Below are 22,196 nucleotides of genomic sequence, written 5' to 3' on the forward strand. Positions count from 1 at the left end.
GGCAATCGAGTTACGCCCGTAGCGCCCGCGCGTAGTCTTCCAACCGTGCAGAAGGTGCTAAGACTCGATCTCGTTAGTCACGGGATGACAGAGGCAATGCGCAAAGCACGATTCCCCGTCGACGAACCGCTCACCGAGGCCGGTCGCCGGGCGGTGTCGGCCACCGGCCGCCTACAGGCGTCCCGCGTGCTGACCGCCCCGGAACGCCGGACCGTCGAAACCGCCGCCCTCATGGGCCTCATGGGCGAGGAGGACGATCGACTACGCGATCTGGACGCCGGCGCCTGGCGCGGCGGCGAACTCATGTCGGTGCCGAAGGAGGATCTCTACCTCTGGCTCACCGACCCCACCTACCGCGGCCACGGCGGCGAATCCGTGGTCGATGTCATCGAGCGCACCGGTGAGTGGATGGCCGATATCGCCGTCGAGGGCGAACCCACCATTGCCATCACCCACCCCGCCGTTGTCCGCGCCGCCCTCCTGATCACCCTGGACGCGCCCGCGAAATCCTTCTGGCGCATCGATGTCCCGCCGGTGTGCGTCACCCGGTTGCACTATCGCGGGGAATGGACACTGCATTTCCGGCCGTGAGGTACCCGGAGGTCCGGACGGCCAAACACGGAAGTCGCATTTGTCCCGTGAGTCGTATTCGCCGCGCGGATCGCCTCAGGGCCGCGCGGGCGCGCCGAGCCGGATCAGCGCCCGCACCGCATCGGTGATGAGCGCCGCCGACAGGCTCGGATCGACCGCGCGCTGAATGCCGAGCCCCAGGCCGAGGCTCAGCACCGAGGTGGCCGCGTCCTGCGCCGGCATGGGCAGCGTCACCCCGATCGACTCGGCGAGGGTCTCCAGCTGCGCCGCGACCATGCCGCGCATGAGCGACAGATTCGACACCAGCGCCGCCTGCAGGGCCGGATCGTCGCGGGCCACGATGGCGAACTCGAACTCCAGCATGGTCCAGCCGACATCGCCGAGCGTGCGCTCGGCCCATCGCTGCAGTCGTTCCAGCCGCTCCTCCAGGCTGTCGTCGGTGTTCACCAGATCGGTGACCTCACCGAACTTCGTCTCGTGGATCAGCGTCAGCACTTCCAGGCACAGCGCCGACTTGGTCCGGAAGTTGGAGTACACCGCGCCCTTGGAGTATCCGGCCACCTCGGCGACGCGTTCCAGGCTGGTCTTGGCGTACCCGTCGGCCAGGAACAGCTCGCGCGCGGTCGCCAGCAGATCCGTGCGGGTGCGGGCCTGGCTCTCGGACCGGGTCAGTCGTGGCATACCGCAATTCTATGTACCGTCAGTTTTGGGATACCGACGGTATCTGAAAGCTGATATTGTTCGAAACCATGAGTAACAGCAACGGGTCACAGCGACGTGGCCTGGCCATCGGCTGCGGGGGGACGGTGGGCGCGGCGTGGATCGTCGCGGCCCTGGCCGCCGCGCGGGACGTACTGGACTGGGATCCGCGCGAGGCGCAGGTCATGATCGGCACGTCCGCGGGCGCGGAAATGCTGACCATGCTCGGCAGCGGCATCGGCGTGGACGAGCTGGTGGCGATGCAGCGGGGTATCTCCACCAATCCCATCCTCACCGCCCATATGCGCTGCGAGCCCGGGCGATTCCCGCCGCTGCCGCGGCCGAGCCCGGGCGCGCCGGGCCGCGCGGTGCGCGAACTGCTGGCCCGGCCCGGCAATGGCCACGCCCTGCTGACCGCGGGCAGCGGCCTGCTGCCGAAGGGCCGCGGCGATGCGGGCTGGCTGCAGCGCCTGGCCGATCGGCTCAATCCGGGCCGGTCCTGGGTCGAGCATCCGGCCACCTGGCTGGTGGCCATGGACGACGCCACCGGGGAGCGCGTCGCCTTCGGCTCGCCCTCCGCGCCGGACGCGAGTCTCGGCGCCGCACTGCGTGCCTCGTGGGCCGTGCCCGGCTGGTTCCCGGCCGTCCCGATCGCGGGCCGGAACTTCATCGACGGCGGCGCGGCCTCCACCGCCTCGGTCGACCTGTTGATTCCGGCGCGGCTGGACGAGGTCCTGGTGCTGGCCCCCATGGCCTCCACCGGCCGCCTGCCCGCCGCCGGTCCGGGTCACTTCCTGGAGCGGCAACTGCGTAATCGCATGAGCGAGAAGCTCGATGCCGAGATCGCGCTGCTGCGGGCCGCGGGCACCAAGGTGCTCCGCATCGACGCCACCGCCGAGGATCTCGCGGTCATGGGCCCCAATTTCATGGACGGCCGCCGCCGCCTCGCCACCTTCGAACACAGCCTGCGCAGCACCCGCCGGGCAATGGAGCAAGGAGCTTTCGCATGAGCCTTCTCGGAAAGAGCTATCCGGCAATCGATCTCACCGGCGCGCGGGTGTTCATCACCGGCGCGGGCCGAGGCATCGGCCAGTGCACGGCGGAGCTGTTCGCGCGCAAGGGGGCCGAGGTGGCCATCGCCGACGTGGACACCGAGGCCGCCCAGCTGACCGCCGCGTCCCTGGGCGCCAAGGCTTTCGAACTCGATGTGCGCGACCGCGAGCAGTGGGACCGGGCCGTCGCCGATTTCGGCCGCATCGACATCCTGGTCAACAATGCCGGCGTCATGCCCGCCGGCGCCTTCCTCGACGAACCGGATGCCGTGGGGCACACCACCATCGACGTCAATGTCTGGGGCCTCATCCACGGTATGCGCGCCGTCGCCCCCGGCATGATCGACCGCGGCAAGGGCCACATCGTCAATGTGGCCTCCCTGGCGGGCAAGATCCCCATCCCCGGCCTGGCCGTCTACAACGCCAGCAAGTTCGCCGCCGTGGGCCTGTCCGCCGCAACCCGTCTGGAGTTCGAACCGCACGGCATCAGCGTCAGCTGCGTCATGCCCTCCGCCGTCCGCACCCGCCTGTCCTCCGGCCTCACCCTGGGCGCGGGCCTGCCCACCGTCGACCCGGAAGACGTGGCCGCCGCCGTGGTCGCCACCTGCCGCACCCGCAAAGCCGAAGTGGCCGTGCCGAATTACCTCGCACCCCTGGATGTGGCCTTGGCCGCCGCCCCCGAGCCGGCGGTCCGCCTGGTCCGCCGCCTCTTCAACGGCGACCGCGCCCTGCACCCCGCCGACGAGAGCACCCGCGCCAAGTATGAGCAGCAGATCCGCGCCATCACCGACGAGAACCGCGCCTGACCCTACGGAGCAGCGTGGCGGCCCCATCCGAAAATCGGTTGGGGCCGCTATCTTTCATCGATACAGTGCTTCTTGCGAGGGCCCGGTGCGACAGGCGGCGGTTACTTCATATCCTTTCGAACGAGAGTTCATGCGGGTTCGAATCCCGCCGCCGGCGCATTGCCGGCGTGGCGAAATGGCAGACGCAAAAGGCAGCCGCAAGGCATAGCCGCAGCCGACCTTCGATCTCGGGCCTCGCACACCACCCGATCGCCGGTATTGTCCGGATATGACCGAGAACCGGTTGGCCTGCATCAAACAGACCATGCTCGTCACCGACCTGGGCTTCCTCGCGTATTGGCTGGCAACGGCCTGCGGCGCGCTGAGCGTCGGCTCCGATCCCTTTCTGCAACAGTGGAACTGGTCGTTCCTGGGCCTGGACCTGGTGGCCATCGGCCTCGGCCTGGTCAGCCTGATGGTGGTTCGCCGCCGCCCGGCCCTCGGCGAGGGCCTCATGCTCGTCTCGCTGACGGCGACCGCGGCCGCCGGTCTCATGGCCCTGAACTTCTACCTCGTCCGCTGCGAATTCGATCCGAGCTGGTGGCTACCCAACGCCTGGCTGGTGCTCTTTCCGACCATCGCCCTCGCCATAATGCTCAACCCCACCGCCCCCGGTCGATCAGAACGCGCCTGAACCGATCAATCAAGCCACTGCTGGTCGGATGATCACCGGGAACTGGTGGCGGCACCTTCTCGGTCGATGCCGCCACCAGTTCCCGGTGATCAATCGTCCAACGCTGGCGGTTTCCTCCTATCGTTGCGTCATGCGAATCGGAATTCTGGGCACCGGCTCCGTCGGCCGGACCCTCGCGGCGCGCCTGATGGAACTGGGGCACGACGTGGTCATCGGCACCCGTGATGTCGCCGCCGCCGAGGCCAAGTCGGAGGAGCCGTTCCCGGCGCCGCTGCGCACGGCTGCGGAGGCCGCCGCGCACGCCGAACTGGTCATCAATGCCACCGGCGGCCAGGTCAGCGTCGCCGCCCTGCGGGGTGCGGGCGCGGAGAATCTGACGGGCAAGGTGCTCATCGATGTCTCGAACCCGCTCGACTTCTCCCAGAGCTTCCCGCCTCGGCTCGCGGTCTGCAACGACGATTCGATCGGCGAGCAGATCCAGCGCGCGTTCCCGGACGCGTTGGTGGTGAAGACCCTCAACACCGTTACCGCCGATGTCATGGCGCATCCGGCCAAGGTCAGCGACGGTGATCACACCGTCTTCGTCAGCGGTAACGATCCCGACGCGAAACGCACTGTCACGCAGTTGCTTCGCGAGTTCGGCTGGCGGGACATCGTCGATGTCGGCGATATCACCACCGCGCGCGGCGTCGAGATGATGCTGCCCCTGTGGGTGCGGTTGATGGGCGCGATCGGCACCCAGCAGTTCAATTACAAACTCGTCCGCTGACCATTGGCGATCGGCGGGTCCTCCTAGGCGCGGTGCCGTCCGTGTAGGCGATGCAGGTTGTGGACGGGAACGCGGTGGAACGGGTAGGCGTCAGTGACGGGGATACGCTCGTCAGGGACGGGCGGCATGATGGAAAGACCGCCGGAGATGCCCCAGCGGGTGGCGGCGACGATCACGATGCAGGAGAGCGCAACAACTACGAAGTAAGCCAGTGCGGACACGGGAGCCTTCAGAAGTTCGGTGCGACAGTGATATCGGTTGTCTCGGTGGCGAGCTGGATCAGCTCGGGGATCGTGAACGGTGGGCCGACCTGCCCGTCCGGCCAGACGGGCGCCCAAGACCCGTCGCGGTACTGAATCCAACCGGCGGGCCGCTCCTCGCCGATCAGCGCCGATGCGTCATCGATGTCCATTGGAATCGGTTCGTGTGTAGGTGTTTTCGGGGCTCACGGTGATCACGTCGACGACGTGCAGGAGATCGCCGGGTACGGTGCCGCCCTCGAAATGCGCTGTGCTCGGGACGAAGACGGCGTCGGCCATGATGCGAGTGATCGTGACCTTCAGCCCCGCGAGTAGCGGCTTGCCCGTCCGCCCGTCGATGACGATCATTTTCGCGAAGTCGAAGCCGCGCAGTGCTGCCGCGCTACGCACCTCCGCTTCGTCCCACGCTTGCCGCACGCCGCTGATGTCGGATCGAACGTATCCGATCGCGGTTGGCCGAAACTTCATCGTGTGCCTCCGTTCTGTTCGGCGCTCCGGTGATCGAGTCGGGTGGTGGTGGCCATGGGGAAACGATGCGTCAGGTGCCGGTACTGGCACGGTGCGCGTGTCGGATCTGCGGAATTGGCGCGAACCCGCAGCTCGCTTCTCACCCGATGCCTACTCTCAGTCTCGGAATGAGAGGAATGATTGAACCTGGTGAGAGGACAGGCGGATGGTGGACTACGAACCCGAGGACACCGATACCACCCTGCCGCGTCGGCAGCTCGGCCGATTGTTGCGGGAGGCACGCTCGGCCACCGGCATGAATCTGGACAAAGCTGCCGCCCTGGTGCAGTGGAGTCGGGCGACATTGAGCCGCCTCGAACGGGGAGAAACCGAAAAGGTAAGAGTCACGGATATTCTGGCGATCTGCGAAGCATATGGCCTGGATGAGGTGACGACTGCGTTCGCGAAGGGGCTCGCCACGCAGGCACCCGCCAAATCGTGGTGGCAGGCTTACGGCGATCTGATCCCGGCGTGGGCCAACATGTTTGTCGGATTAGAGTCCAGCGCCACGTCTTTGACCACATTTCAGCCGTTGATCATTCATGGGCTCCTCCAGACTGCCGACTACGCGCGCGCACTGGACCGGCTCAACTTCCCGGATGACACCGAGTACGAACTCGAGCGGCTCATCCAGATCCGTGTACAGCGGCAGCACATCCTCACCCGTTCGCGTCAACCGACCCGGATGTCGATCGTCTTGCACGAGAACGTTCTGAGGACCATCGTGGGCACCAGTCGAGTGATGGCGGCTCAATGCCGGCACATTGCCGATATCTCCGCGCGCGACAACCTCGATATCCGCGTGCTGCCATTCCGCGCAGGTCTCCCCCTCGGGGCGGCGGTGCCGCCGTTCACGATCATGGATTTCGCGAGTGAGGCCCGCGGCAAACAGGTCGTAGAACCGACGCAGGTCTACTGCGAGGGCTACGCGGGTAGCGTTTATCTCGAGAAGCGAACGGACGTGGTGACATTTCGTCATGCGTTCCGCACGCTCCAACAGGCGAGCCTGGATGCTCGTTCGAGTCGTGACATGATCAGAGAGATGGCGAGGAGACACGAGAGTGAACGTTGACCTGCACCGAGCCAAGTGGTTCAAGTCCAGTCACAGCTCGCAGGGTGGCGAATGCGTCGAGGTCGCCTTCCTCGAGAGCGGCAAGGTGGGCATTCGCGACTCCAAGAACCCGACCGGCCCGGCGCTGGTCTTCACTCCGGGTGAGTGGAGTGCCTTCACCGCAGGTGTCAGTGATGGAGAGTTCGTTCGGCCCAGCTGATTTCGTTCGGACGAGCAATTCGCGAGCGCCCCACTCGAGGTGGGGCGCTCGTCGCGTGTCGGGCGCGAGGTTCACTCGAACTTGATGCCCTGTGCCAGGGGGAGTTCGGTGGAGTAGTTGATGGTGTTGGTGGCGCGGCGCATATAGGACTTCCAGGAGTCGGAGCCGGATTCGCGGCCGCCGCCGGTTTGCTTCTCGCCGCCGAAGGCGCCGCCGATCTCGGCGCCGGAGGTGCCGATATTGACATTGGCTATGCCGCAGTCGGAGCCGTCGGCGGCCAGGAAGCGCTCGGCTTCACGCTGGCTCTGGGTGAAGATGGCGGAGGAAAGGCCCTGGGGGACAGCGTTGTGCAGATCGATGGCGGTGTCGAGGTCGTGGTAGGTGAGGACGTAGAGAATGGGGGCGAAGGTCTCCTCGCGGACCACGGCGGTCTGGGCGGGCATGCGGACCAGGGCGGGGCGGACGTAGTAGGCGTCGGGGCCGAAATCGTCGACTCGGTCTCCGCCGCAGATCAATTCGCCGCCGTCGGCCTGGGCGCGCCGCAGGGCGTCCTGCATGGCCTCGTAGGAGCGGCCGTTGATCAGCGGGCCGACCAGCACGCCGTCCTCGAGCGGATTGCCCACGCGCAGCTGGCGATACGCCGTCGCGATGCGATCCAGCAGCGGGCCGACCACGTCCGCGTGCACGATGAGCCGCCGCAGGGTGGTGCAGCGCTGCCCGGCCGTGCCCGCCGCCGCGAACACGATGCCGCGCGCGGCCAGATCCAGATCGGCCGACGGGGTCACCACCGCGGCATTGTTGCCGCCCAGCTCCAGCAGGCAGCGCCCGAAGCGCGCGGCCACCCGCGGGGCCACGATCCCGCCCATGCGCACCGAACCGGTCGCGCTGACCAGCGCCACCCGCGGATCGTCCACCAGCGCGGAACCGATCTCGGCGCCGCCCTGAATCAGTTGGTGCACATGCGGATCCGCGCCCACGTCCACGGCCGCCCGCTGCAGCAGCGAGTGACAGGCCAGCGCCGTCAGCGGCGTCGCGTCCGAGGGTTTCCACACCACGGTGTCCCCGCACACCAGCGCGAGGGCGGTATTCCACGCCCACACCGCGACCGGGAAGTTGAACGCCGAGATCACCCCGACCACGCCGAGCGGATGCCAGGTCTCCATCAGCCGGTGCCCGGGCCGCTCCGAGGGCATGGTCTTGCCGTACAGCTGCCGCGACAGGCCGATGGCGAACTCGCAGATGTCGATCATCTCCTGCACTTCGCCACGCGCCTCGGCGCCGATCTTGCCGGCCTCCAGGGTGACCAGCTCGCCGAGATCGTCCTTGTGCTCGGTGAGCAGTTCCGCCAGCCGCCGCACCACCGCGGCGCGCTGCGGCGCGGGCACGGTGCGCCACGCCCGGAATGCGGCGTCCGCGCGCCCGACGGCCGCGTCCACATCGGCGGCCGTACTCGGTTTCAGGCCGGCCAGCTCGCTGCCGGTAATGGGGGAGCGCGCCGAGAGCGCGCCCGGTTCGGGAAGTTTCGTACCGAGGGCGCGCAGCAGCGCCTCGGTGCGGTCCCGCAGCTCACGGGTGGTGTTCGGGCTGAGAGTATTGGTCATCTACGGCTCCAGGGATGGGTTCCGGCCACGAGTTCGGTTCGCTGGGTTAGCCTTCGCTGATGGCGGATACACCGGCGAAACCCGTACTCGACGACATCGATCGACTGCTGATTCGTGAACTGATCGCCGACGGTCGCGCCACCCTCTCCAATCTGGCAGAAAAGGCGAACCTTTCGGTGTCGGCGGTGCAGTCGCGGGTCCGGCGGCTGGAGGCGCGCGGTGTGATCCGCGGGTACACGGCCAATGTGGATCCCGAAGCGCTGGGGCAGCTGCTGTCGGCATTCGTCGCGATCACTCCTCTCGACCCGTCGCAACCCGATGACGCACCCGCACTGCTGCAGCACATTCCGGGCATCGAGGCCTGCCATTCGGTGGCCGGGGACGAGAGCTACATGCTGCTGGTGCGAGTGGCCTCGCCCCGTCATCTGGAGCAGTTGCTGCAGGAGATCCGCGCGACCGCCAACGTCAGGACTCGATCCACGATCATTCTGCAGACATTCTATGACAAGTAGGACCGTTTCGTAATTTGTTCGGAACTTCCGGACAAGACCGTAAATATTCATTTACGCTGGATGGCGTGACGCTCGAACTCGATCGGCTCGGGGCGGTTGCCGAAACGCCACTCATCACCCCCGCCCGGGTGCACGAGATCCTGTCCGCCAACATCCTCGCGGACGGCTTCGAACTAGTGCTCGACCTGCGGAAATCTCGCGGGCGCAGGCTGGTGGACGCCCGCGACGGCACCGCGTATCTGGACATGTTCGGGTTCTTCGCCTCCTCCACCCTGGGGATGAACCACCCGGCCTTGGTCGGCGACCGTCACTTTCTGGCGAATCTGACCGCGGCCGCCCTGAACAAGCCCAGCAACTCCGATGTCTACACCGTCGAAATGGCGCGCTTCGTGGACACTTTCGCGCGCGTCCTGGGAGACCCCCGGCTACCGCACCTGTTCTTCATCGACGGCGGCGGTCTCGCGGTGGAGAACGCCCTCAAGGCGGCGTTCGACTGGAAGTCCCGGCACAACGAGATGCACGGCCGCCCAGCCGAACTCGGCACCAAGGTGCTGCATCTGACGGGCGCTTTCCACGGCCGCACCGGCTACACGCTGTCGCTCACCAATACCGATCCCGTCAAGACCGCGCGCTTCCCGAAGTTCGACTGGCCGCGCCTGGACACCCCGTATGTGGGCCCGGACCATCCGGATATCGAGGCCGCCGAAGCGCACGCCCTCGATCAAGCGCGCCGCGCCTTCGCCGAAAACCCGCACGACATAGCGTGTTTCATTGCCGAGCCCATCCAGGGCGAGGGCGGGGACCGGCATCTGCGGCCGGAATTCCTGCGGGCCGTCCAGGAGCTGTGTCACGAGAACGACGCCCTGTTCATCCTCGACGAGGTGCAGACCGGCGTCGGCATGACCGGCACCATGTGGGCCTATCAGCAGCTGGGCCTGGAACCGGACGTGGTGGCCTTCGGCAAGAAGACCCAGGTGTGCGGCATCATGGCCGGCGGCCGCATCGACGAGGTGCCCGACAATGTCTTCCACGTCAGCTCCCGGCTCAACTCCACCTGGGGCGGCAACCTGACCGATATGGTCCGGGCGCGGCGCGTATTCGAGGTGATCGAGCACGAGCGGCTCGCCGACCGCGCCGCCCGGCTGGGCCCGCATCTGCTGGGGCGGCTCACCGAACTCGCGAAAACCCATCCCGCGGTGAGTGATCCGCGCGGCCGCGGGCTCATGTGCGCCATCACGCTGGAGTCGGCGCAACTGCGTGATTCGGTGGTCACCCGGCTGCGTGAGGAAGAGCACGTGCTCATCCTCGGCACCGGCGAGCGCGGTATCCGCTTCCGCCCGCCGCTGACCGTCAGCACCGCCGAATTGGACGAGGCCGTCGACGCGCTCGAGCGCGTCCTGAGCTGAGCCCCCGGAGGGTCCGGCCGGTCGGTCCGGCCGGACTCGCCGAAATTGTCCGAGCCGCCGGACACCCCGGTGCGGTTGCCGCGAAACCGCCTGCCAGCTCCTAGAATTCGGCGCTATGTCAGCTCGCCGCTCTGACGGAACGGCACGGTATCGCGCGTGATCGCGCGGCGTGCTCGTCCGGTTCTGCTCGCATTGCTCGTTGTCCTGGCCGGCTGCTCGGGAAGCACCGCCGGAACCGTGGACAAGACGGCCGCGCCGTCCAGCACCACCGCCGCACCCGCCACGACCCCGCAGGAACACTCGAATCTGCCCGGCATGCCGCCGCCGCTGTCACCCGATGACGTCTATGCGGCGACCCGGGAGCTGAGCCCGGCGGTGGCCGATCATTTGCCGCGCGTGTACGTGCCCAACAGCGAGGCCGACACCATCACGGTGATCGATCCCGCCACCTTCGAGGTGGTCGGCACCTACTCCTCGGGCGGACGGGAACCGCAGCACGTGGTGCCCGCCTACGACATGCAGATGCTCTACGCCAATAACGACCTGCCGATCGGCGGCGGCAGCCTGCTGCCCATCGACCCGCGCACCGGGCAAGCGGGACAGCCGATTCCGGTGCGCGATCCGTACAACCTCTATTTCACCCTCGACGGGCGCCACGCCATCGTGGTCGCGGAAGCCGATCGTTCGCTGGACTTCTACGATCCGCACACCTGGGAGAAGAGCCACGCCATCGCCGTCCCGGACTGCGGCGGCGTGAACCATATGGACTTCACCGCCGACGGCCGTACGGCCCTGGTGAGCTGCGAATTCAGCGGGCGCATGGCCGTCGTCGACATGGTCGGCTTCCGTTTGGTGCGCATGATCGATCTCCCGCAGGGCCGCCACGTCAAACCGCAGGACGTGAAGCTCTCGCCGGACGGCCGCACCTTCTTCGCCGCTGACATGGTCGCCGACGGCATGCACGTCTTCGACGCGAAGACCTTCGACAACACCGGATTCGTGCCGACCGGCCACGGCGCGCACGGCCTGTATGTGACGCGCGACTCCAAGGCCATGCTCATTACCAACCGGCACGAGGGCAGCATCTCCGTCTGGGATTTCGCCACCGGTGGGCTCGTGCACAAGTGGCATCTTCCCGGCGGCGGGAGTCCCGATATGGGGAATCTCTCGGCCGACGGCCGCGTCTTCTGGGTGGCCGGCCGCCACCACAGCGAGGTGTACGCCATCGATATCGTGGACTGGAAGCTGTTGGCCCGCATCCCGGTTGGCAAGGGCGCGCACGGGCTCACCGTCTGGCCCCAGCCGGGCCGCTATTCCACCGGACATACGGGGGTCATGCGCTGACCGATTTTTCCCCCAAATCCGACCTTCTACCTGGGAGTTTCTACTGGCGGGTAGTCAATAACCATACTGACGAGTAGCCCCGCCGGGATTACAAGGAGGGGTTGGTACTGGTTACACTCCCGGTCATGACGAGTGTCCAGCAGCAGCCTTCGCCGGGGTCGGCGGGCGCCCCTGATATCCACACCACCGCCGGCAAGCTGGCTGACCTGCGCAATCGGCTGGAAGAGGCCCAGCACCCGATGGGTGAGGCCGCCGTCGACAAGGTGCACGCCAAGGGCAAGATGACCGCGCGCGAGCGCATTCTCGCCCTGCTGGACGAGGGCTCGTTCGTCGAACTCGACGCCCTCGCGCGGCACCGCAGCGTGAACTTCGGACTGGCCGACAACCGCCCGCTCGGCGACGGCGTGGTGACCGGCTACGGCACCGTCGACGGCCGCGATGTCTGCATCTTCTCCCAGGACGTCACCGTCTTCGGCGGTTCGCTGGGCGAGGTGTACGGCGAGAAGATCGTCAAGGTCATGGATCTGGCGCTCAAGACCGGCCGCCCGCTCATCGGCATCAATGAGGGCGCGGGCGCGCGCATCCAGGAAGGCGTTGTCTCCCTGGGCCTTTACGGCGAGATCTTCCACCGCAATATCCAGGCCTCCGGCGTGATCCCGCAGATCTCGCTGATCATGGGCCCGGCCGCCGGCGGCCATGTGTACTCCCCGGCGCTGACCGACTTCGTCGTCATGGTCGATCAGACCTCGCAGATGTTCGTCACCGGTCCGGACGTCATCAAGACCGTCACCGGTGAAGAGGTCACCATGGAGGAGCTGGGCGGCGCCCACACCCACATGGTCAAGTCCGGTGTCGCGCACTACGTCGCCTCCGGCGAGCAGGACGCCCTGGACTACGTCAAGGATCTGCTGTCCTACCTGCCGAGCAACAACCGCGCCGAGGCCCCGCGCTTCCCGGCGACCGATCCGATCACCGGCGCCATCGAGGAATCCCTCACCGAGGAGGACCTCGAGCTGGACACGATCATCCCGGACTCGCCGAACCAGCCGTACGACATGCACGAGGTCATTCGCTGCCTGGTCGACGACGACGAGTTCCTGGAGGTGCAGGCCGAGCGCGCGATGAACATCATCGTCGGCTTCGCCCGCATCGACGGCCGCAGCGTCGGCATCGTGGCCAACCAGCCCACCCAGTTCGCGGGCTGCCTGGACATCGACGCCTCGGAGAAGGCTGCGCGCTTCGTGCGCACCTGCGACGCCTTCAATATCCCGATCATCACCCTGGTGGACGTGCCGGGCTTCCTGCCGGGCACCGGCCAGGAGTACAACGGCATCATCCGCCGCGGCGCCAAGCTGCTCTACGCCTACGGCGAGGCTACTGTGGGCAAGATCACAATCATTACCCGCAAGGCCTACGGCGGCGCCTACGACGTCATGGGCTCCAAGCACATGGGCGCGGATGTGAACCTGGCGTGGCCCACCGCACAGATCGCGGTGATGGGCGCGTCCGGCGCGGTCGGCTTCGTCTACCGTAAGCAGCTGCAGCAGGCCGCGGCCGAGGGCGCCGATGTCGACGCGCTGCGCCTGGAACTGCAGAACGAGTACGAGGACACCCTGGTCAACCCGTACGTGGCCGCCGAGCGCGGCTATGTGGACGCGGTGATCCCGCCCTCGCACACCCGCGGTCAGATCGTGTCGGCGCTGCGCCTGCTCGAGCGCAAGATGGTCTCGCTGCCCCCGAAGAAGCACGGCAACATTCCGCTCTGATGAAGCGATAGGCGCGGTATGGGGCGCACACTGTGCAAAGAACACATACCGCGCACAACCGCCCCATCCGAGCAAAGATGGTAAAGAGGCCCTCGCGGGCGAGGGTCGTAACGAATACCGTTTGCGGACCGGAAGACCCTTTTCCGCGAACTCAGCTGCCCCCGGGCGGCGATTGGACAGGAGGACTGGCGCTGTGACGACCATGGCTGACGAAGAGGTACTGCGCGCCGCCGAACTGGATCTAGCGGTCGACGAGTTGGCGGAAGCGGTCGACCCGGCCGTCGTCGAAACCGAGCCGTCTCCCACGACCGCGGGTCCGCTCGTTCAGGTGCTGAAGGGCAACCCGACCGATGAGGAGCTCGCCGCCCTCGTCGCCGTGTTCACCGCCGCCGCGGCCAGTGCCGCGGCAGCGCCGTCGAACACTGGCCCGGCCGATATGTGGGGCCGCCCCACGCTGTCGCACCGCGGCTCCTCGCCGTTCTCGCCGTACGCCTTCCCGGCCCTGTCGCATCTGCGCGACTGACCCGGCATGAGTGGTCAGGCCCGGAGGCGGCAGCTTGCGTAACCATGTAGGGCCCCGCTCATGCCGAATTGGGCAGAGCCTGTGACGACCTTCGTACTGGCATCACAGTCGCCGGCCCGGCTCGGTGTGCTCCGCAATGCGGGCATCGAGCCGGTGGTCCGGGTGTCGGATGTGGACGAGGACGCGGTGGCCGCCGCGCTGCCCGCCGGCACCGCACCCGAGATCGTGGTGATCGAACTGGCCAAGGCCAAGGCGCGCGAGATCGCCGCCGCCATCGCGGCCGAGGGCAATGCGCACGCCGCCGAATTCACCGATTCCGTTGTGGTGGGCTGTGACTCGATGCTGCTGGTGGACGGCGTGCTGCAGGGCAAGCCGCTGACCCCCGACGTGGCGCGGGCGCGCTGGGCCGAGATGGCCGGGCGCAGTGCGGATCTGCTCACCGGGCATTGCGTGCTGCGGCTGCGCGACGGCGAGATCGTCGGCGAGGCCGCCGAATGCAGTTCCACCACCGTGCATTTCGCCAAGCCCGAGCCGGAGGAACTCGACGCCTACATCGCCTCGGAGGAGCCGCTGTGGGTGGCGGGCTCGTTCACCCTGGACGGGCTGGGCGGCTGGTTCGTGGACCGGATCGAGGGCGACCCGTCGAGCGTGATCGGTATCGGGCTACCGCTGGTTCGTCGACTGCTTGCCGAGGTAGGGGTCGGCATTGCGCAGTTGTGGCTCACCAGTGCGCAATTGCGGGGCGACGCGGCTCGTTGAGGGCGCCAGCCGGGGCTCCCCGGCGGTGTCGTCCACATCCGGAACCGATTCGGGCGTGCGGGCCTGGAGCCATTCCAGGCGCGCCACGCACAGTTCCGGCTCCACGAACGGGTGCAGCCGCACCGAGACCTGATCGCGGCCGCCATTGCGGTCCAGCACTTCTCGCATGAGGCCCAGGTGCACGCCGCACACGACCTCGGAATGCGTGCGCGCCAATTCGCGCAGCGGGCAGGCGGTGAGCCGGATCATGACCTGTTCGTCGGTCTCGGTGTCGTGCTCGCGCTCCGGCGCGAAACCGAGTTCGGAGGCCAGGGTGACGGTCAGATCCTTTGCGTCGTCCAGGGATTCGACGGGCTGGTCCACCGATTCCATTTTCGCGCCCCAGGCGCGCCCGGCGGCGACGGCGGCATCGGAGCGGCGGCGCGGATCACTGCCGAGCTGATCGGCCAATACCTGTGCCAATTCCTGATAGCCCACCGATCGCTGCACCGCGGTATATCCGATTCGCGGGCGACCGCGACCGCGCGGCGGCTGCTGGAATTGGCGAACCAGGGATTCGCGGGTGAGGACATCCAAATGGAAACGAACCGTAGTCACATGTTGGCCGGTGACGCGCGCCAGTTCCTGCGCGTCGAGAGGCTCGCTGGCGCCACGTAGGATCGCGAGCAGTCGTCGTCGCGGCCAAGAATCGGACATAGCTCACCCCTCCTCCCGGGAGACTTTATCGGATGAAGCTGCGCTTAATTCGCCCAATCACCCGATTCGTGATCTGAAACGAGTTTCGTATCCATCACATGCCTACGATCGGTGTCGAGATTCGAACCGCCAATACTTAACCCAACCACGCGCTAAGGACCACACCGTGCCCGTCGCCCCGGATCCGCATCCCTCGTTCGGCTCCTACGCACATCCTCACCGACTAGTAACCACAGAATGGCTGTCGGCAAACATCGGCGCGCCGGAGCTCAAGATCATCGAGTCCAACGAGGACATATTGCTATACGACATCGGGCATGTCCCGGGGGCCATCAAGCTCGACTGGCGGAACGAGCTCATCGACCCCCTCACCCGCGACGTGATCGACGGACAGCGCTTCGCGGCACTCATGCGCGCCAAGGGTATCGGGCGGGACGACACCGTCGTCGTCTACGGCGATCGCGCCAATGGCACGGCGGCGGCGACGCTGTGGATCTTCGACCTGTTCGGGCATCGCGACGTGCGCCTGCTCGACGGCGGCCGGGACGCCTGGATCTCCGAGGCCCGCGACACCACCTTCGAATTCCCGGCCACCGGATACGGTGACTATCCGGCCGTCGAGCGCGACGACAAGTCCGCGCGCGCCTTCCGTCAGGACGTCGTGGCCAACCTCGACGTGCCGCTGGTAGACGCTCGCGTCTTCGAGGAGTACACCGGCGAGCTCGTGGACCTGGACCGGCCCGACGAGCAGGCGCTGCGCGCCGGCCACATTCCGACCGCGGTCAACATCCCCTGGACCTCCGCGGTGGGCCCGGACTCCCGCTTCCGCCCGCGCGCCGAGCTCGACGTCATCTACGGCAGCGCCCTGGGCGCCGGCGCGCCCATCGTCTACTCGCGGATGGGCCGGCTGTCCTCGCACACCTGGTTCACCCTCACCTATCTGCTCGGGGTGGATCGGGTCCGCAACTACGACGGCGGCTGGACGGAGTGGGCCAACTCGGTCGGCATGCCGATGGTGACCGGAGCCGAACCGGGCGCCGCCCCCTCGGTCGCACACCGATAGCGGATTCCCGCCCGCCGCCCGATAACTTGACTGAAGCGTTCGAGGCGATAAGTTCGATGAATCCCTCGGCGGTTAACCGAGTTGTCCCTACTGCTCGGTAGCCCTATCCCGGTTCGGCGCTTGTTGGCAGACTGCCTACACTCGCCCACGACGAAAGTTTTCAGAGCACAGGAGGCTCAGTGCCCAACCATGCCAACGCGCAGATCACAAAGGTCCTCGTAGCCAATCGAGGCGAGATCGCCGTGCGCGTGATCCGGGCCGCCAAGGACGCCGGAATCGCCAGCGTCGCCGTGTACGCGGAACCGGACGCCGATGCGCCGTTCGTGCAGCTCGCCGATGAAGCCTTCGCTCTCGGCGGCCAGACCTCCGCCGAGTCGTACCTGGTGTTCGACAAGATCCTCGACGCCGCCGCCAAGGCCGGCGCGGACGCCATCCACCCGGGTTACGGCTTCCTCTCCGAGAACGCCGACTTCGCGCAGGCCGTGATCGACGCGGGCCTGATCTGGATCGGCCCGTCCCCGCAGTCCATTCGCGATCTGGGTGACAAGGTCACCGCCCGCCACATCGCCGAGCGCGCGCAGGCGCCCATGGCGGCCGGCACCAAGGATCCGGTCAAGAACGCCGACGAGGTCGTGGCGTTCGCCAAGGAGTACGGCGTGCCGGTGGCCATCAAGGCCGCCTTCGGCGGCGGCGGCCGCGGCATGAAGGTCGCGCACACCATCGAGGAGATTCCGGAGCTGTTCGACTCCGCCGTGCGCGAGGCCACCGCGGCCTTCGGTCGCGGCGAATGCTTCGTGGAGCAGTACCTGGACAAGGCCCGCCACGTCGAGGCGCAGGTCATCGCCGACAAGCACGGCAATGTGGTGGTCGCGGGCACCCGCGACTGCTCGCTGCAGCGCCGCTTCCAGAAGCTGGTCGAGGAGGCGCCCGCCCCGTTCCTGTCGGACGAGGTGCGCTCCAAGATCCACGAGTCCGCCAAGCGGATCTGCAAGGAGGCCGGCTATTACGGCGCCGGCACGGTCGAGTACCTGGTGCAGGGCGAGACGGTGTCGTTCCTCGAGGTCAACACCCGCCTGCAGGTCGAGCACCCGGTCACCGAGGAGACCGCCGGCATCGACCTGGTGCGCCAGCAGTTCCGCATCGCCGAGGGCCACGAGCTGACCATCAAGGAGGATCCGACGCCGCGCGGTCACTCCTTCGAGTTCCGTATCAACGGTGAGGACGCCGGCCGCGGCTTCCTGCCCGCCCCCGGTCCGGTCGTCGTCTACAAGGAGCCCGCGGGCCCCGGTGTGCGCGTCGACTCCGGCGTGGTCGAGGGCTCGGTCATCGGCGGCCAGTTCGACTCCATGCTGGCCAAGCTCATCGTCACCGGCGAGAACCGCGAGCAGGCGCTGCAGCGCGCCGCCCGCGCCCTGGCCGAATACCAGATCGAGGGCCTGGCCACGGTCATCCCGTTCCACCGCCACATTGTCGAGAACCCCGCGTTCGTCGGCGACGGCACCAAGTTCGACGTCTACACCAAGTGGATCGAGAACGAGTGGGACAACCCCATCCAGCCCTACACCGGTGGCGTGGCCATTGAGGACGATGAGGAAGCGCCCCGCCAGAAGGTGGTCGTCGAGGTCGGCGGCCGCCGCCTCGAGGTCTCGCTGCCGGGCCAGTTCTCCGTCGGCGCCGGCGCTGCCGGCAATGGCGCGGGCGTCATCCGCAAGAAGCCCAAGCCGCGCAAGCGTGGCGGCGGCGCGGGCGGCGCGGCCTCCGGTGACGCCGTGACCGCGCCCATGCAGGGCACCGTCGTCAAGGTGGCTGTCGAGGAAGGTCAGACCGTCGAAGCCGGCGACCTCGTCGTCGTCCTCGAAGCCATGAAGATGGAGAACCCGGTCACCGCCCACAAGGCCGGCGTCATCACCGGCCTCTCGGTCGAGGCCGGCGCCGCCATCACCCAGGGCACCGTGCTCGCCGAGATCAAATAACAACTCTCGTAACTCTCAGGGGCTCCCCCTGAAACCCCACGAGGTTTGATTCGGGCCGCTCACCAACGGTGAGCGGCCCGAACGTCATTGGGCGTCTGGGCGCTTGCCGACCCCCGGGTTTCGACAGCCCGCCACCCGCCGCCGGGGTCAGACAGTCCGTCATCGGCCGCTGGGTTTCGACAGCCCGCCACCGGCGGCTGGGGTGCGATGGTTCGCTGCTGGCGGCTGGGGTGCGATGGTTCGCTGCTGGCGGCTGGGGTGGGATGGTTCGCTGCTGGCGGCTGGGGTGGGATGGTTCGCTGCTGGCGGCTGGGGTGGGATGGTTCGCTGTTGGCGGCTGGGGTGCGATGGTTCGCTGTTGGCGGCTGGGGTGCGATGGCTTGCCGCCCGCGGCTGGGTTCGGCGTTCGCCCTGAGACGTTTGGGGGTGTGGGGGCTTGCCCCCACGGTCGTGGTTGGGGTTCGGGGGCGAAGCCCCCGAGAGGTTCCGAGAGGTGGGTATGGTCGGTGTATGGCTGAGAGTCCCGAGATTCGCATTGGCACCGCGGAGCGGGAGGAAGCCATGCAGCGGCTGTCGGAGCATTTCGCGGCGGGGCGGTTGAGTGTGGCCGAGTTCGATGAGCGGAGTGCGATCGTGTCGGCGGCGCGGACGCGGGGGGATTTGGCGTCGGTGTTCGCGGATTTGCCGGTGCCGGTGGTGGGGCAGGCCGGCGGGGAGCGGCAGGCGAAGGCGCGGGGGCAGTGGCGGGAGCAGCGGGTTATGCCGCTGATCGTGATTCTGGCGATTGTGCTGTTCTTCGTCACGAAGGTGTGGCTGGTGTTTCTGATCATTCCGGTGGCGGCGGTGCTGTTGTTCGGGAATGTGTGGGCTTGGTGGGCGGATGACGACCACGACAAGAAGAACAAGAAGCGGGCGGAGTGATGGAACCCATCGAAATCAATGCGGGCAGTTGGTATCTGCGGGCATTGCGGGCCGATGAGCGGATCGACGACCGGCCCGCGCTGGCCGACGGCGGGATCACCGATCCGGAGTATGTGGCGCGCCGGACCGCGGAGTGGGCGGACGAGACGCATTTCTCGTGGGCGGTATGCGTGCCGACCACCGCGGAAATGGTGGCGGAGATCGGAGTGACACCCGGTGCGGACGGCACCGCGGCGGTCACGGGCTGGGCCCGTTCGGGATACGACGCGGCGCTGGCGGACGGCCTGGTCACGGTGCGCCGATTCACCGCCGGAGCGCTCGGCCTGGAACCGCAGGACGCCTCCTAGCCGGAAAATCATTGGTGCCCGCCCCCGCACCCGGGGGACCCTGGAGCCGCATCCGAAGACCGGCAACAGGGGAGACGGTTATGTGGGGCTGGAGTAAACACGAAGGCGATCGGGCGGCCGTGGCCGCCTTCGGCGGCGGGCGACGCACCGAGCCCGCGCCGAAGTTCACCGATCCCGATGTCCGCACCGAATTCGCCGAGAGCGAGACGGAGGAGCGGCACTCGGACGAGCTGGCGTCCATGGACCGCAATGCGTCCGTGGACGCCGTTCCGGCCGCGTCCGGTGCGGTAGCCTGCGGGCATGGACAGGCCAGCCTTGGATATCGAACGGTTGCGGCGCGAGTCGGCGGCGGAGAGGTTCTTCTCCGGCGTGGACGTGGTGGAGTCCACGGGGTCGACGAACGCGGATCTCGTTGCGCGTGCGGCCGATTCGGATCTGGACCGGCTGGTGCTGATCGCCGAGGCCCAGGAGCACGGGCGCGGGCGGCACGAACGGCACTGGGTGAGCCCGCCGCGCGCGCAGATCGCCATGTCCCTGCTGGTGCGGGTGCGCGGCATCGATCCGGCGGTGCTGGGCTGGCTGCCCCTGCTGACCGGGGTGGCGGTCGTCGACGCGGTGCGCGCGGTCACCGGGGTGAAGGCCGTGCTCAAGTGGCCCAATGACGTTCTCGTCGACGGCCGCAAGCTGGCGGGCATCCTGGCCGAGATCGCCGCGGTCGGTCCCGATCCGGCCGTGGTGGTCGGCGTCGGCCTGAACGTGAGCCTCACCGAGGCGGAACTCCCTGTCCCGCATGCCACCTCGCTCTCGCTGTCCGGGGCCGCCGATATCGATCGCACCGAGCTCGCGGCCGCCATCATGCGCGAGTTCGGCCGCCGCTTCACCGCGTGGGAGGCGGTGCGCTGGGACATCGTGGACCTGGCCGCGGCCTATCGGGAGCGCTGCTCCACCATCGGCACCCAGGTGCGCGCCGAGCTGCCCGGCGGGGAGATCCTCACCGGCATCGCCACGGGCGTGGACGAGAACGGACGGCTCCTCGTCGGCGACCGCGCCGTCTCCGCGGGCGACGTCACCCACCTGCGCGCCGAATACTGACCGACGGCGGTCGCGCGGCGGGCGGGCGTGCGGCGCGTGATCGGATCACCCGTTCGGATCAGGGGTCCGGCTTTCTTCGGGCCGGTGACCTTGCCCATTGCCGTTGCCGTTGCCGTGCCCGTTGCCGTTGCCGTGCCCGTTGCCTTGCCCATTGCTGTTGCCGCTGTTGCCGGGACCTTGATTGTTTCCGGGTATTCCGGGGAAGCTGGGCGGAGGGAACGGGAACGTAATCGTCGGAGCACTCGTCGTCTCGGGGGGCACTGTCGTTGGGCCGGGCGTCGCCTCGGCTGGATTCGTCTCCGCGGCGGTGGACGGAACCGACTGTGGGACAACCGGTTCCGTTGCATCGGACCCGGTTCGCTCCGTCGGCGCGGTCTCCGTCCGATACGCCGAACTCGGTTGGTTTCCAAGCGTTTCCGTCGGGACCACGCCCGCTCGCTCGCTCGGTTGCACCGATGCGGGAAGTTCGCTCTGCGTGGGCACGATGGCCGGATTCGGATCCTGTTGTGCCGGGGGATCACCGCCGGCCAGCCATACCGTCGCGCCCGCGGCGGTGGCGAGCGCTGCGAGTACGAGGGCTGCCGCCCGATGCGAGATTCGCTGCGACCGTTCCGGAGTCGTCTTCGCTCGCCCAGAGGTGTCCTGCGCGGTCGCAGGCCGGTCCCATGCGGGCACGATGGCGGCCGTGAGCGGTGTGGTCCCGGTCGTGGCGGGCAGGGGAGCGGTGGGCGCGGTGGCGGCGTCGGCCAGTGCACGGCAGGCCGCGGCCGCGAATTCGCCCGGGGTGGAATGGCGTTGCTCCGGATTCTTGCTCAGCGCGCGGAGAATGACCTGGTCCAGCTCGGCGGGCAGCGCCGGATCGGCCAGGCTCGCGCGCGGGGGTTCGGCGGTGAGGTGCGCGTGCATGTGCTGGGCGGCATTGTCGCAGTGGAACGGCCTTCGCCCGATGAGGCATTCGTAGAGCACGCAGCCCAGCGAGTAGATGTCCGAGCGGGCGGTGGCGCTGCCGATGAAGCGCTCCGGGGCCATATAGGCGGGCGTGCCGATCACCAGGCCGGAGCCGGTGAGCGTGCTCTGGCCGATCTGCTGGGCGGTGCCGAAGTCGATGAGATAGGCGAAGCCGCCGGGCGTGACGACGATATTGGAGGGCTTCACATCGCGGTGCACGAGCCCGGAGTCGTGGGCCGCGTCGAGCGCGGCGGCCGCCTGGGCCACGATCTCGACGGCCTCGTCCGGCGGCAGCGGCCCCGTCGTGCGCAGCCGGGTGGCCAGATCGGTGCCCTCGATGAAGGCCATGTCGATGAACAGCCGGCCGTCGTGCTCCCCGAAGGTGTGGATGGGCACGACGTGCGGTTCCCGCAGCCGGGCCGCGGCCCGGGCCTCGCGCTGGAAGCGCTGTCGGTAGACGCGGTCCGCGGTCAGCTCACGGGCCAGTATCTTCAGCGCGACCGTGCGTTCGGTGTCGGTGTGGTGCGCCCGCCAGACCTGCCCGGTGCCACCGTTGCCCAGTAGGGTTTCGAGTCGGTAGGGGCCGAAAGAGCTGTGCCCCATGAGAAGTCCTCCTG

The 22,196-nt window shown here is 67.9% G+C and carries 24 protein-coding genes; 18 read left to right on the plus strand and 6 right to left on the minus strand.

The features are described 5' to 3' along the window. Positions 1-45: 45 nt before the first annotated feature. Positions 46-591: a histidine phosphatase family protein gene (locus tag ACYQ5L_RS06215; RefSeq protein WP_459956159.1), complete on the plus strand. Its 546-nt coding sequence runs from the start codon at positions 46-48 to the stop codon at positions 589-591. A 75-nt stretch (positions 592-666) separates the two neighbouring features. On the opposite strand, the gene ACYQ5L_RS06220 is transcribed toward ACYQ5L_RS06215, so the two are convergent. Continuing rightward, a complete protein-coding gene (locus tag ACYQ5L_RS06220; protein WP_459956160.1) occupies positions 667-1,272 on the minus strand; it encodes a TetR/AcrR family transcriptional regulator in 606 nt (201 codons plus the stop codon). Positions 1,273-1,340: 68 nt separating this feature from the next. Here ACYQ5L_RS06220 and ACYQ5L_RS06225 point away from each other — a divergent pair, with 68 nt between their 5' ends. The 4 genes from ACYQ5L_RS06225 to ACYQ5L_RS06240 all read left to right on the plus strand — a co-directional run bounded on the left by ACYQ5L_RS06225 (position 1,341) and on the right by ACYQ5L_RS06240 (position 4,590). Then, positions 1,341-2,300 carry a patatin-like phospholipase family protein gene (locus ACYQ5L_RS06225; RefSeq protein ID WP_459956162.1) on the plus strand — a complete coding sequence of 320 codons (960 nt, stop codon included), beginning with the start codon at positions 1,341-1,343 and terminating at the stop codon, positions 2,298-2,300. Next, positions 2,297-3,148, plus strand: coding sequence for an SDR family oxidoreductase (locus ACYQ5L_RS06230; RefSeq protein WP_459956164.1), 852 nt, complete (start codon positions 2,297-2,299; stop codon positions 3,146-3,148). Before ACYQ5L_RS06225 ends, ACYQ5L_RS06230 begins: the two co-directional genes overlap by 4 nt. 268 nt (positions 3,149-3,416) lie before the next feature. Further along, entirely contained in the window at positions 3,417-3,821 is a 405-nt protein-coding gene (locus ACYQ5L_RS06235) for a DUF5360 family protein (RefSeq protein WP_459956166.1), read from the plus strand. A 130-nt stretch (positions 3,822-3,951) separates the two neighbouring features. Continuing rightward, positions 3,952-4,590, plus strand: a complete 639-nt coding sequence (locus ACYQ5L_RS06240; protein ID WP_459956168.1) for an NADPH-dependent F420 reductase — start codon at positions 3,952-3,954, stop codon at positions 4,588-4,590. A 229-nt stretch (positions 4,591-4,819) separates the two neighbouring features. Here the strand turns inward: ACYQ5L_RS06240 and ACYQ5L_RS06245 are convergent, their stop codons facing one another. Next, positions 4,820-5,002 carry a hypothetical protein gene (locus tag ACYQ5L_RS06245; protein ID WP_459956170.1) on the minus strand — a complete coding sequence of 61 codons (183 nt, stop codon included), beginning with the start codon at positions 5,000-5,002 and terminating at the stop codon, positions 4,820-4,822. Next, positions 4,989-5,318, minus strand: a complete 330-nt coding sequence (locus ACYQ5L_RS06250; protein ID WP_459956172.1) for a hypothetical protein — start codon at positions 5,316-5,318, stop codon at positions 4,989-4,991. The genes ACYQ5L_RS06245 and ACYQ5L_RS06250 overlap by 14 nt, the downstream gene beginning before the upstream one ends. Positions 5,319-5,523: 205 nt before the next feature. Between ACYQ5L_RS06250 and ACYQ5L_RS06255 the strand changes: the two genes are divergently transcribed. Both ACYQ5L_RS06255 and ACYQ5L_RS06260 read left to right on the plus strand, forming a co-directional pair. Then, positions 5,524-6,429, plus strand: coding sequence for a helix-turn-helix domain-containing protein (locus tag ACYQ5L_RS06255; protein ID WP_459956174.1), 906 nt, complete (start codon positions 5,524-5,526; stop codon positions 6,427-6,429). After that, positions 6,419-6,628 carry a DUF397 domain-containing protein gene (locus tag ACYQ5L_RS06260; RefSeq protein ID WP_459956176.1) on the plus strand — a complete coding sequence of 70 codons (210 nt, stop codon included), beginning with the start codon at positions 6,419-6,421 and terminating at the stop codon, positions 6,626-6,628. Before ACYQ5L_RS06255 ends, ACYQ5L_RS06260 begins: the two co-directional genes overlap by 11 nt. Positions 6,629-6,699: 71 nt before the next feature. Here the strand turns inward: ACYQ5L_RS06260 and amaB are convergent, their stop codons facing one another. After that, entirely contained in the window at positions 6,700-8,229 is a 1,530-nt protein-coding gene (gene amaB / locus ACYQ5L_RS06265; protein ID WP_459956178.1) for an L-piperidine-6-carboxylate dehydrogenase, read from the minus strand. Positions 8,230-8,288: 59 nt separating this feature from the next. Here amaB and ACYQ5L_RS06270 point away from each other — a divergent pair, with 59 nt between their 5' ends. From ACYQ5L_RS06270 to ACYQ5L_RS06295, 6 genes are all read left to right on the plus strand, one after another. Next, entirely contained in the window at positions 8,289-8,741 is a 453-nt protein-coding gene (locus ACYQ5L_RS06270; protein WP_354990430.1) for an Lrp/AsnC family transcriptional regulator, read from the plus strand. Positions 8,742-8,854: 113 nt separating this feature from the next. Further along, positions 8,855-10,147, plus strand: a complete 1,293-nt coding sequence (lat, locus tag ACYQ5L_RS06275; RefSeq protein ID WP_459963335.1) for an L-lysine 6-transaminase — start codon at positions 8,855-8,857, stop codon at positions 10,145-10,147. 156 nt (positions 10,148-10,303) lie between these two features. Beyond that, complete coding sequence (locus ACYQ5L_RS06280) at positions 10,304-11,491, plus strand: YncE family protein (RefSeq protein WP_459956180.1); 1,188 nt, start codon at positions 10,304-10,306, stop codon at positions 11,489-11,491. 125 nt (positions 11,492-11,616) lie between these two features. After that, positions 11,617-13,257: an acyl-CoA carboxylase subunit beta gene (locus ACYQ5L_RS06285; protein WP_459956181.1), complete on the plus strand. Its 1,641-nt coding sequence runs from the start codon at positions 11,617-11,619 to the stop codon at positions 13,255-13,257. Positions 13,258-13,459: 202 nt separating this feature from the next. After that, positions 13,460-13,780, plus strand: coding sequence for an acyl-CoA carboxylase subunit epsilon (locus tag ACYQ5L_RS06290; RefSeq protein ID WP_459963336.1), 321 nt, complete (start codon positions 13,460-13,462; stop codon positions 13,778-13,780). A gap of 81 nt (positions 13,781-13,861) precedes the next feature. Beyond that, positions 13,862-14,539 (plus strand): Maf family protein, encoded by a 678-nt coding sequence (locus tag ACYQ5L_RS06295; protein WP_459956183.1) that lies wholly within the window; start codon positions 13,862-13,864, stop codon positions 14,537-14,539. Here the strand turns inward: ACYQ5L_RS06295 and ACYQ5L_RS06300 are convergent. Beyond that, entirely contained in the window at positions 14,444-15,235 is a 792-nt protein-coding gene (locus ACYQ5L_RS06300) for a helix-turn-helix transcriptional regulator (RefSeq protein ID WP_459956185.1), read from the minus strand. The genes ACYQ5L_RS06295 and ACYQ5L_RS06300 overlap by 96 nt on opposite strands. Positions 15,236-15,401: 166 nt before the next feature. Here ACYQ5L_RS06300 and ACYQ5L_RS06305 point away from each other — a divergent pair, with 166 nt between their 5' ends. The 5 genes from ACYQ5L_RS06305 to ACYQ5L_RS06325 all read left to right on the plus strand — a co-directional run bounded on the left by ACYQ5L_RS06305 (position 15,402) and on the right by ACYQ5L_RS06325 (position 20,631). Continuing rightward, positions 15,402-16,298, plus strand: coding sequence for a sulfurtransferase (locus tag ACYQ5L_RS06305; RefSeq protein ID WP_459956187.1), 897 nt, complete (start codon positions 15,402-15,404; stop codon positions 16,296-16,298). A gap of 179 nt (positions 16,299-16,477) precedes the next feature. Continuing rightward, entirely contained in the window at positions 16,478-18,271 is a 1,794-nt protein-coding gene (locus ACYQ5L_RS06310; protein WP_459956189.1) for an acetyl/propionyl/methylcrotonyl-CoA carboxylase subunit alpha, read from the plus strand. Between the two features lie 510 nt (positions 18,272-18,781). Then, positions 18,782-19,192 carry a DUF1707 SHOCT-like domain-containing protein gene (locus ACYQ5L_RS06315; RefSeq protein WP_459956191.1) on the plus strand — a complete coding sequence of 137 codons (411 nt, stop codon included), beginning with the start codon at positions 18,782-18,784 and terminating at the stop codon, positions 19,190-19,192. After that, complete coding sequence (locus tag ACYQ5L_RS06320) at positions 19,192-19,539, plus strand: hypothetical protein (RefSeq protein WP_459956192.1); 348 nt, start codon at positions 19,192-19,194, stop codon at positions 19,537-19,539. The genes ACYQ5L_RS06315 and ACYQ5L_RS06320 overlap by 1 nt, the downstream gene beginning before the upstream one ends. A gap of 300 nt (positions 19,540-19,839) precedes the next feature. Continuing rightward, positions 19,840-20,631, plus strand: a complete 792-nt coding sequence (locus tag ACYQ5L_RS06325) for a biotin--[acetyl-CoA-carboxylase] ligase (RefSeq protein WP_459956194.1) — start codon at positions 19,840-19,842, stop codon at positions 20,629-20,631. A gap of 45 nt (positions 20,632-20,676) precedes the next feature. Here the strand turns inward: ACYQ5L_RS06325 and ACYQ5L_RS06330 are convergent, their stop codons facing one another. Then, positions 20,677-22,182, minus strand: coding sequence for a serine/threonine-protein kinase (locus ACYQ5L_RS06330; protein ID WP_459956195.1), 1,506 nt, complete (start codon positions 22,180-22,182; stop codon positions 20,677-20,679). Positions 22,183-22,196 lie beyond the last annotated feature (14 nt).

The organism is Nocardia sp. IFM 10818, assembly GCF_054655275.1.

Excerpts from the sequence above, each read along its gene's own strand:
- ACYQ5L_RS06320 (WP_459956192.1), top strand. The coding sequence starts at position 19,192 with ATGGAACCCATCGAAATCAATGCGGGCAGTTGGTATCTGCGGGCATTG.
- ACYQ5L_RS06270 (WP_354990430.1), top strand. The coding sequence starts at position 8,289 with ATGGCGGATACACCGGCGAAACCCGTACTCGACGACATCGATCGACTG.
- ACYQ5L_RS06300 (WP_459956185.1), bottom strand. The coding sequence starts at position 15,235 with ATGTCCGATTCTTGGCCGCGACGACGACTGCTCGCGATCCTACGTGGC.
- ACYQ5L_RS06220 (WP_459956160.1), bottom strand. The coding sequence starts at position 1,272 with ATGCCACGACTGACCCGGTCCGAGAGCCAGGCCCGCACCCGCACGGAT.
- ACYQ5L_RS06230 (WP_459956164.1), top strand. The coding sequence starts at position 2,297 with ATGAGCCTTCTCGGAAAGAGCTATCCGGCAATCGATCTCACCGGCGCG.
- ACYQ5L_RS06250 (WP_459956172.1), bottom strand. The coding sequence starts at position 5,318 with ATGAAGTTTCGGCCAACCGCGATCGGATACGTTCGATCCGACATCAGC.
- ACYQ5L_RS06325 (WP_459956194.1), top strand. The coding sequence starts at position 19,840 with ATGGACAGGCCAGCCTTGGATATCGAACGGTTGCGGCGCGAGTCGGCG.
- ACYQ5L_RS06330 (WP_459956195.1), bottom strand. The coding sequence starts at position 22,182 with ATGGGGCACAGCTCTTTCGGCCCCTACCGACTCGAAACCCTACTGGGC.
- ACYQ5L_RS06285 (WP_459956181.1), top strand. The coding sequence starts at position 11,617 with ATGACGAGTGTCCAGCAGCAGCCTTCGCCGGGGTCGGCGGGCGCCCCT.
- ACYQ5L_RS06290 (WP_459963336.1), top strand. The coding sequence starts at position 13,460 with ATGGCTGACGAAGAGGTACTGCGCGCCGCCGAACTGGATCTAGCGGTC.
- ACYQ5L_RS06245 (WP_459956170.1), bottom strand. The coding sequence starts at position 5,002 with ATGGACATCGATGACGCATCGGCGCTGATCGGCGAGGAGCGGCCCGCC.
- ACYQ5L_RS06240 (WP_459956168.1), top strand. The coding sequence starts at position 3,952 with ATGCGAATCGGAATTCTGGGCACCGGCTCCGTCGGCCGGACCCTCGCG.
- ACYQ5L_RS06315 (WP_459956191.1), top strand. The coding sequence starts at position 18,782 with ATGGCTGAGAGTCCCGAGATTCGCATTGGCACCGCGGAGCGGGAGGAA.
- ACYQ5L_RS06225 (WP_459956162.1), top strand. The coding sequence starts at position 1,341 with ATGAGTAACAGCAACGGGTCACAGCGACGTGGCCTGGCCATCGGCTGC.
- ACYQ5L_RS06255 (WP_459956174.1), top strand. The coding sequence starts at position 5,524 with ATGGTGGACTACGAACCCGAGGACACCGATACCACCCTGCCGCGTCGG.
- amaB (WP_459956178.1), bottom strand. The coding sequence starts at position 8,229 with ATGACCAATACTCTCAGCCCGAACACCACCCGTGAGCTGCGGGACCGC.
- ACYQ5L_RS06235 (WP_459956166.1), top strand. The coding sequence starts at position 3,417 with ATGACCGAGAACCGGTTGGCCTGCATCAAACAGACCATGCTCGTCACC.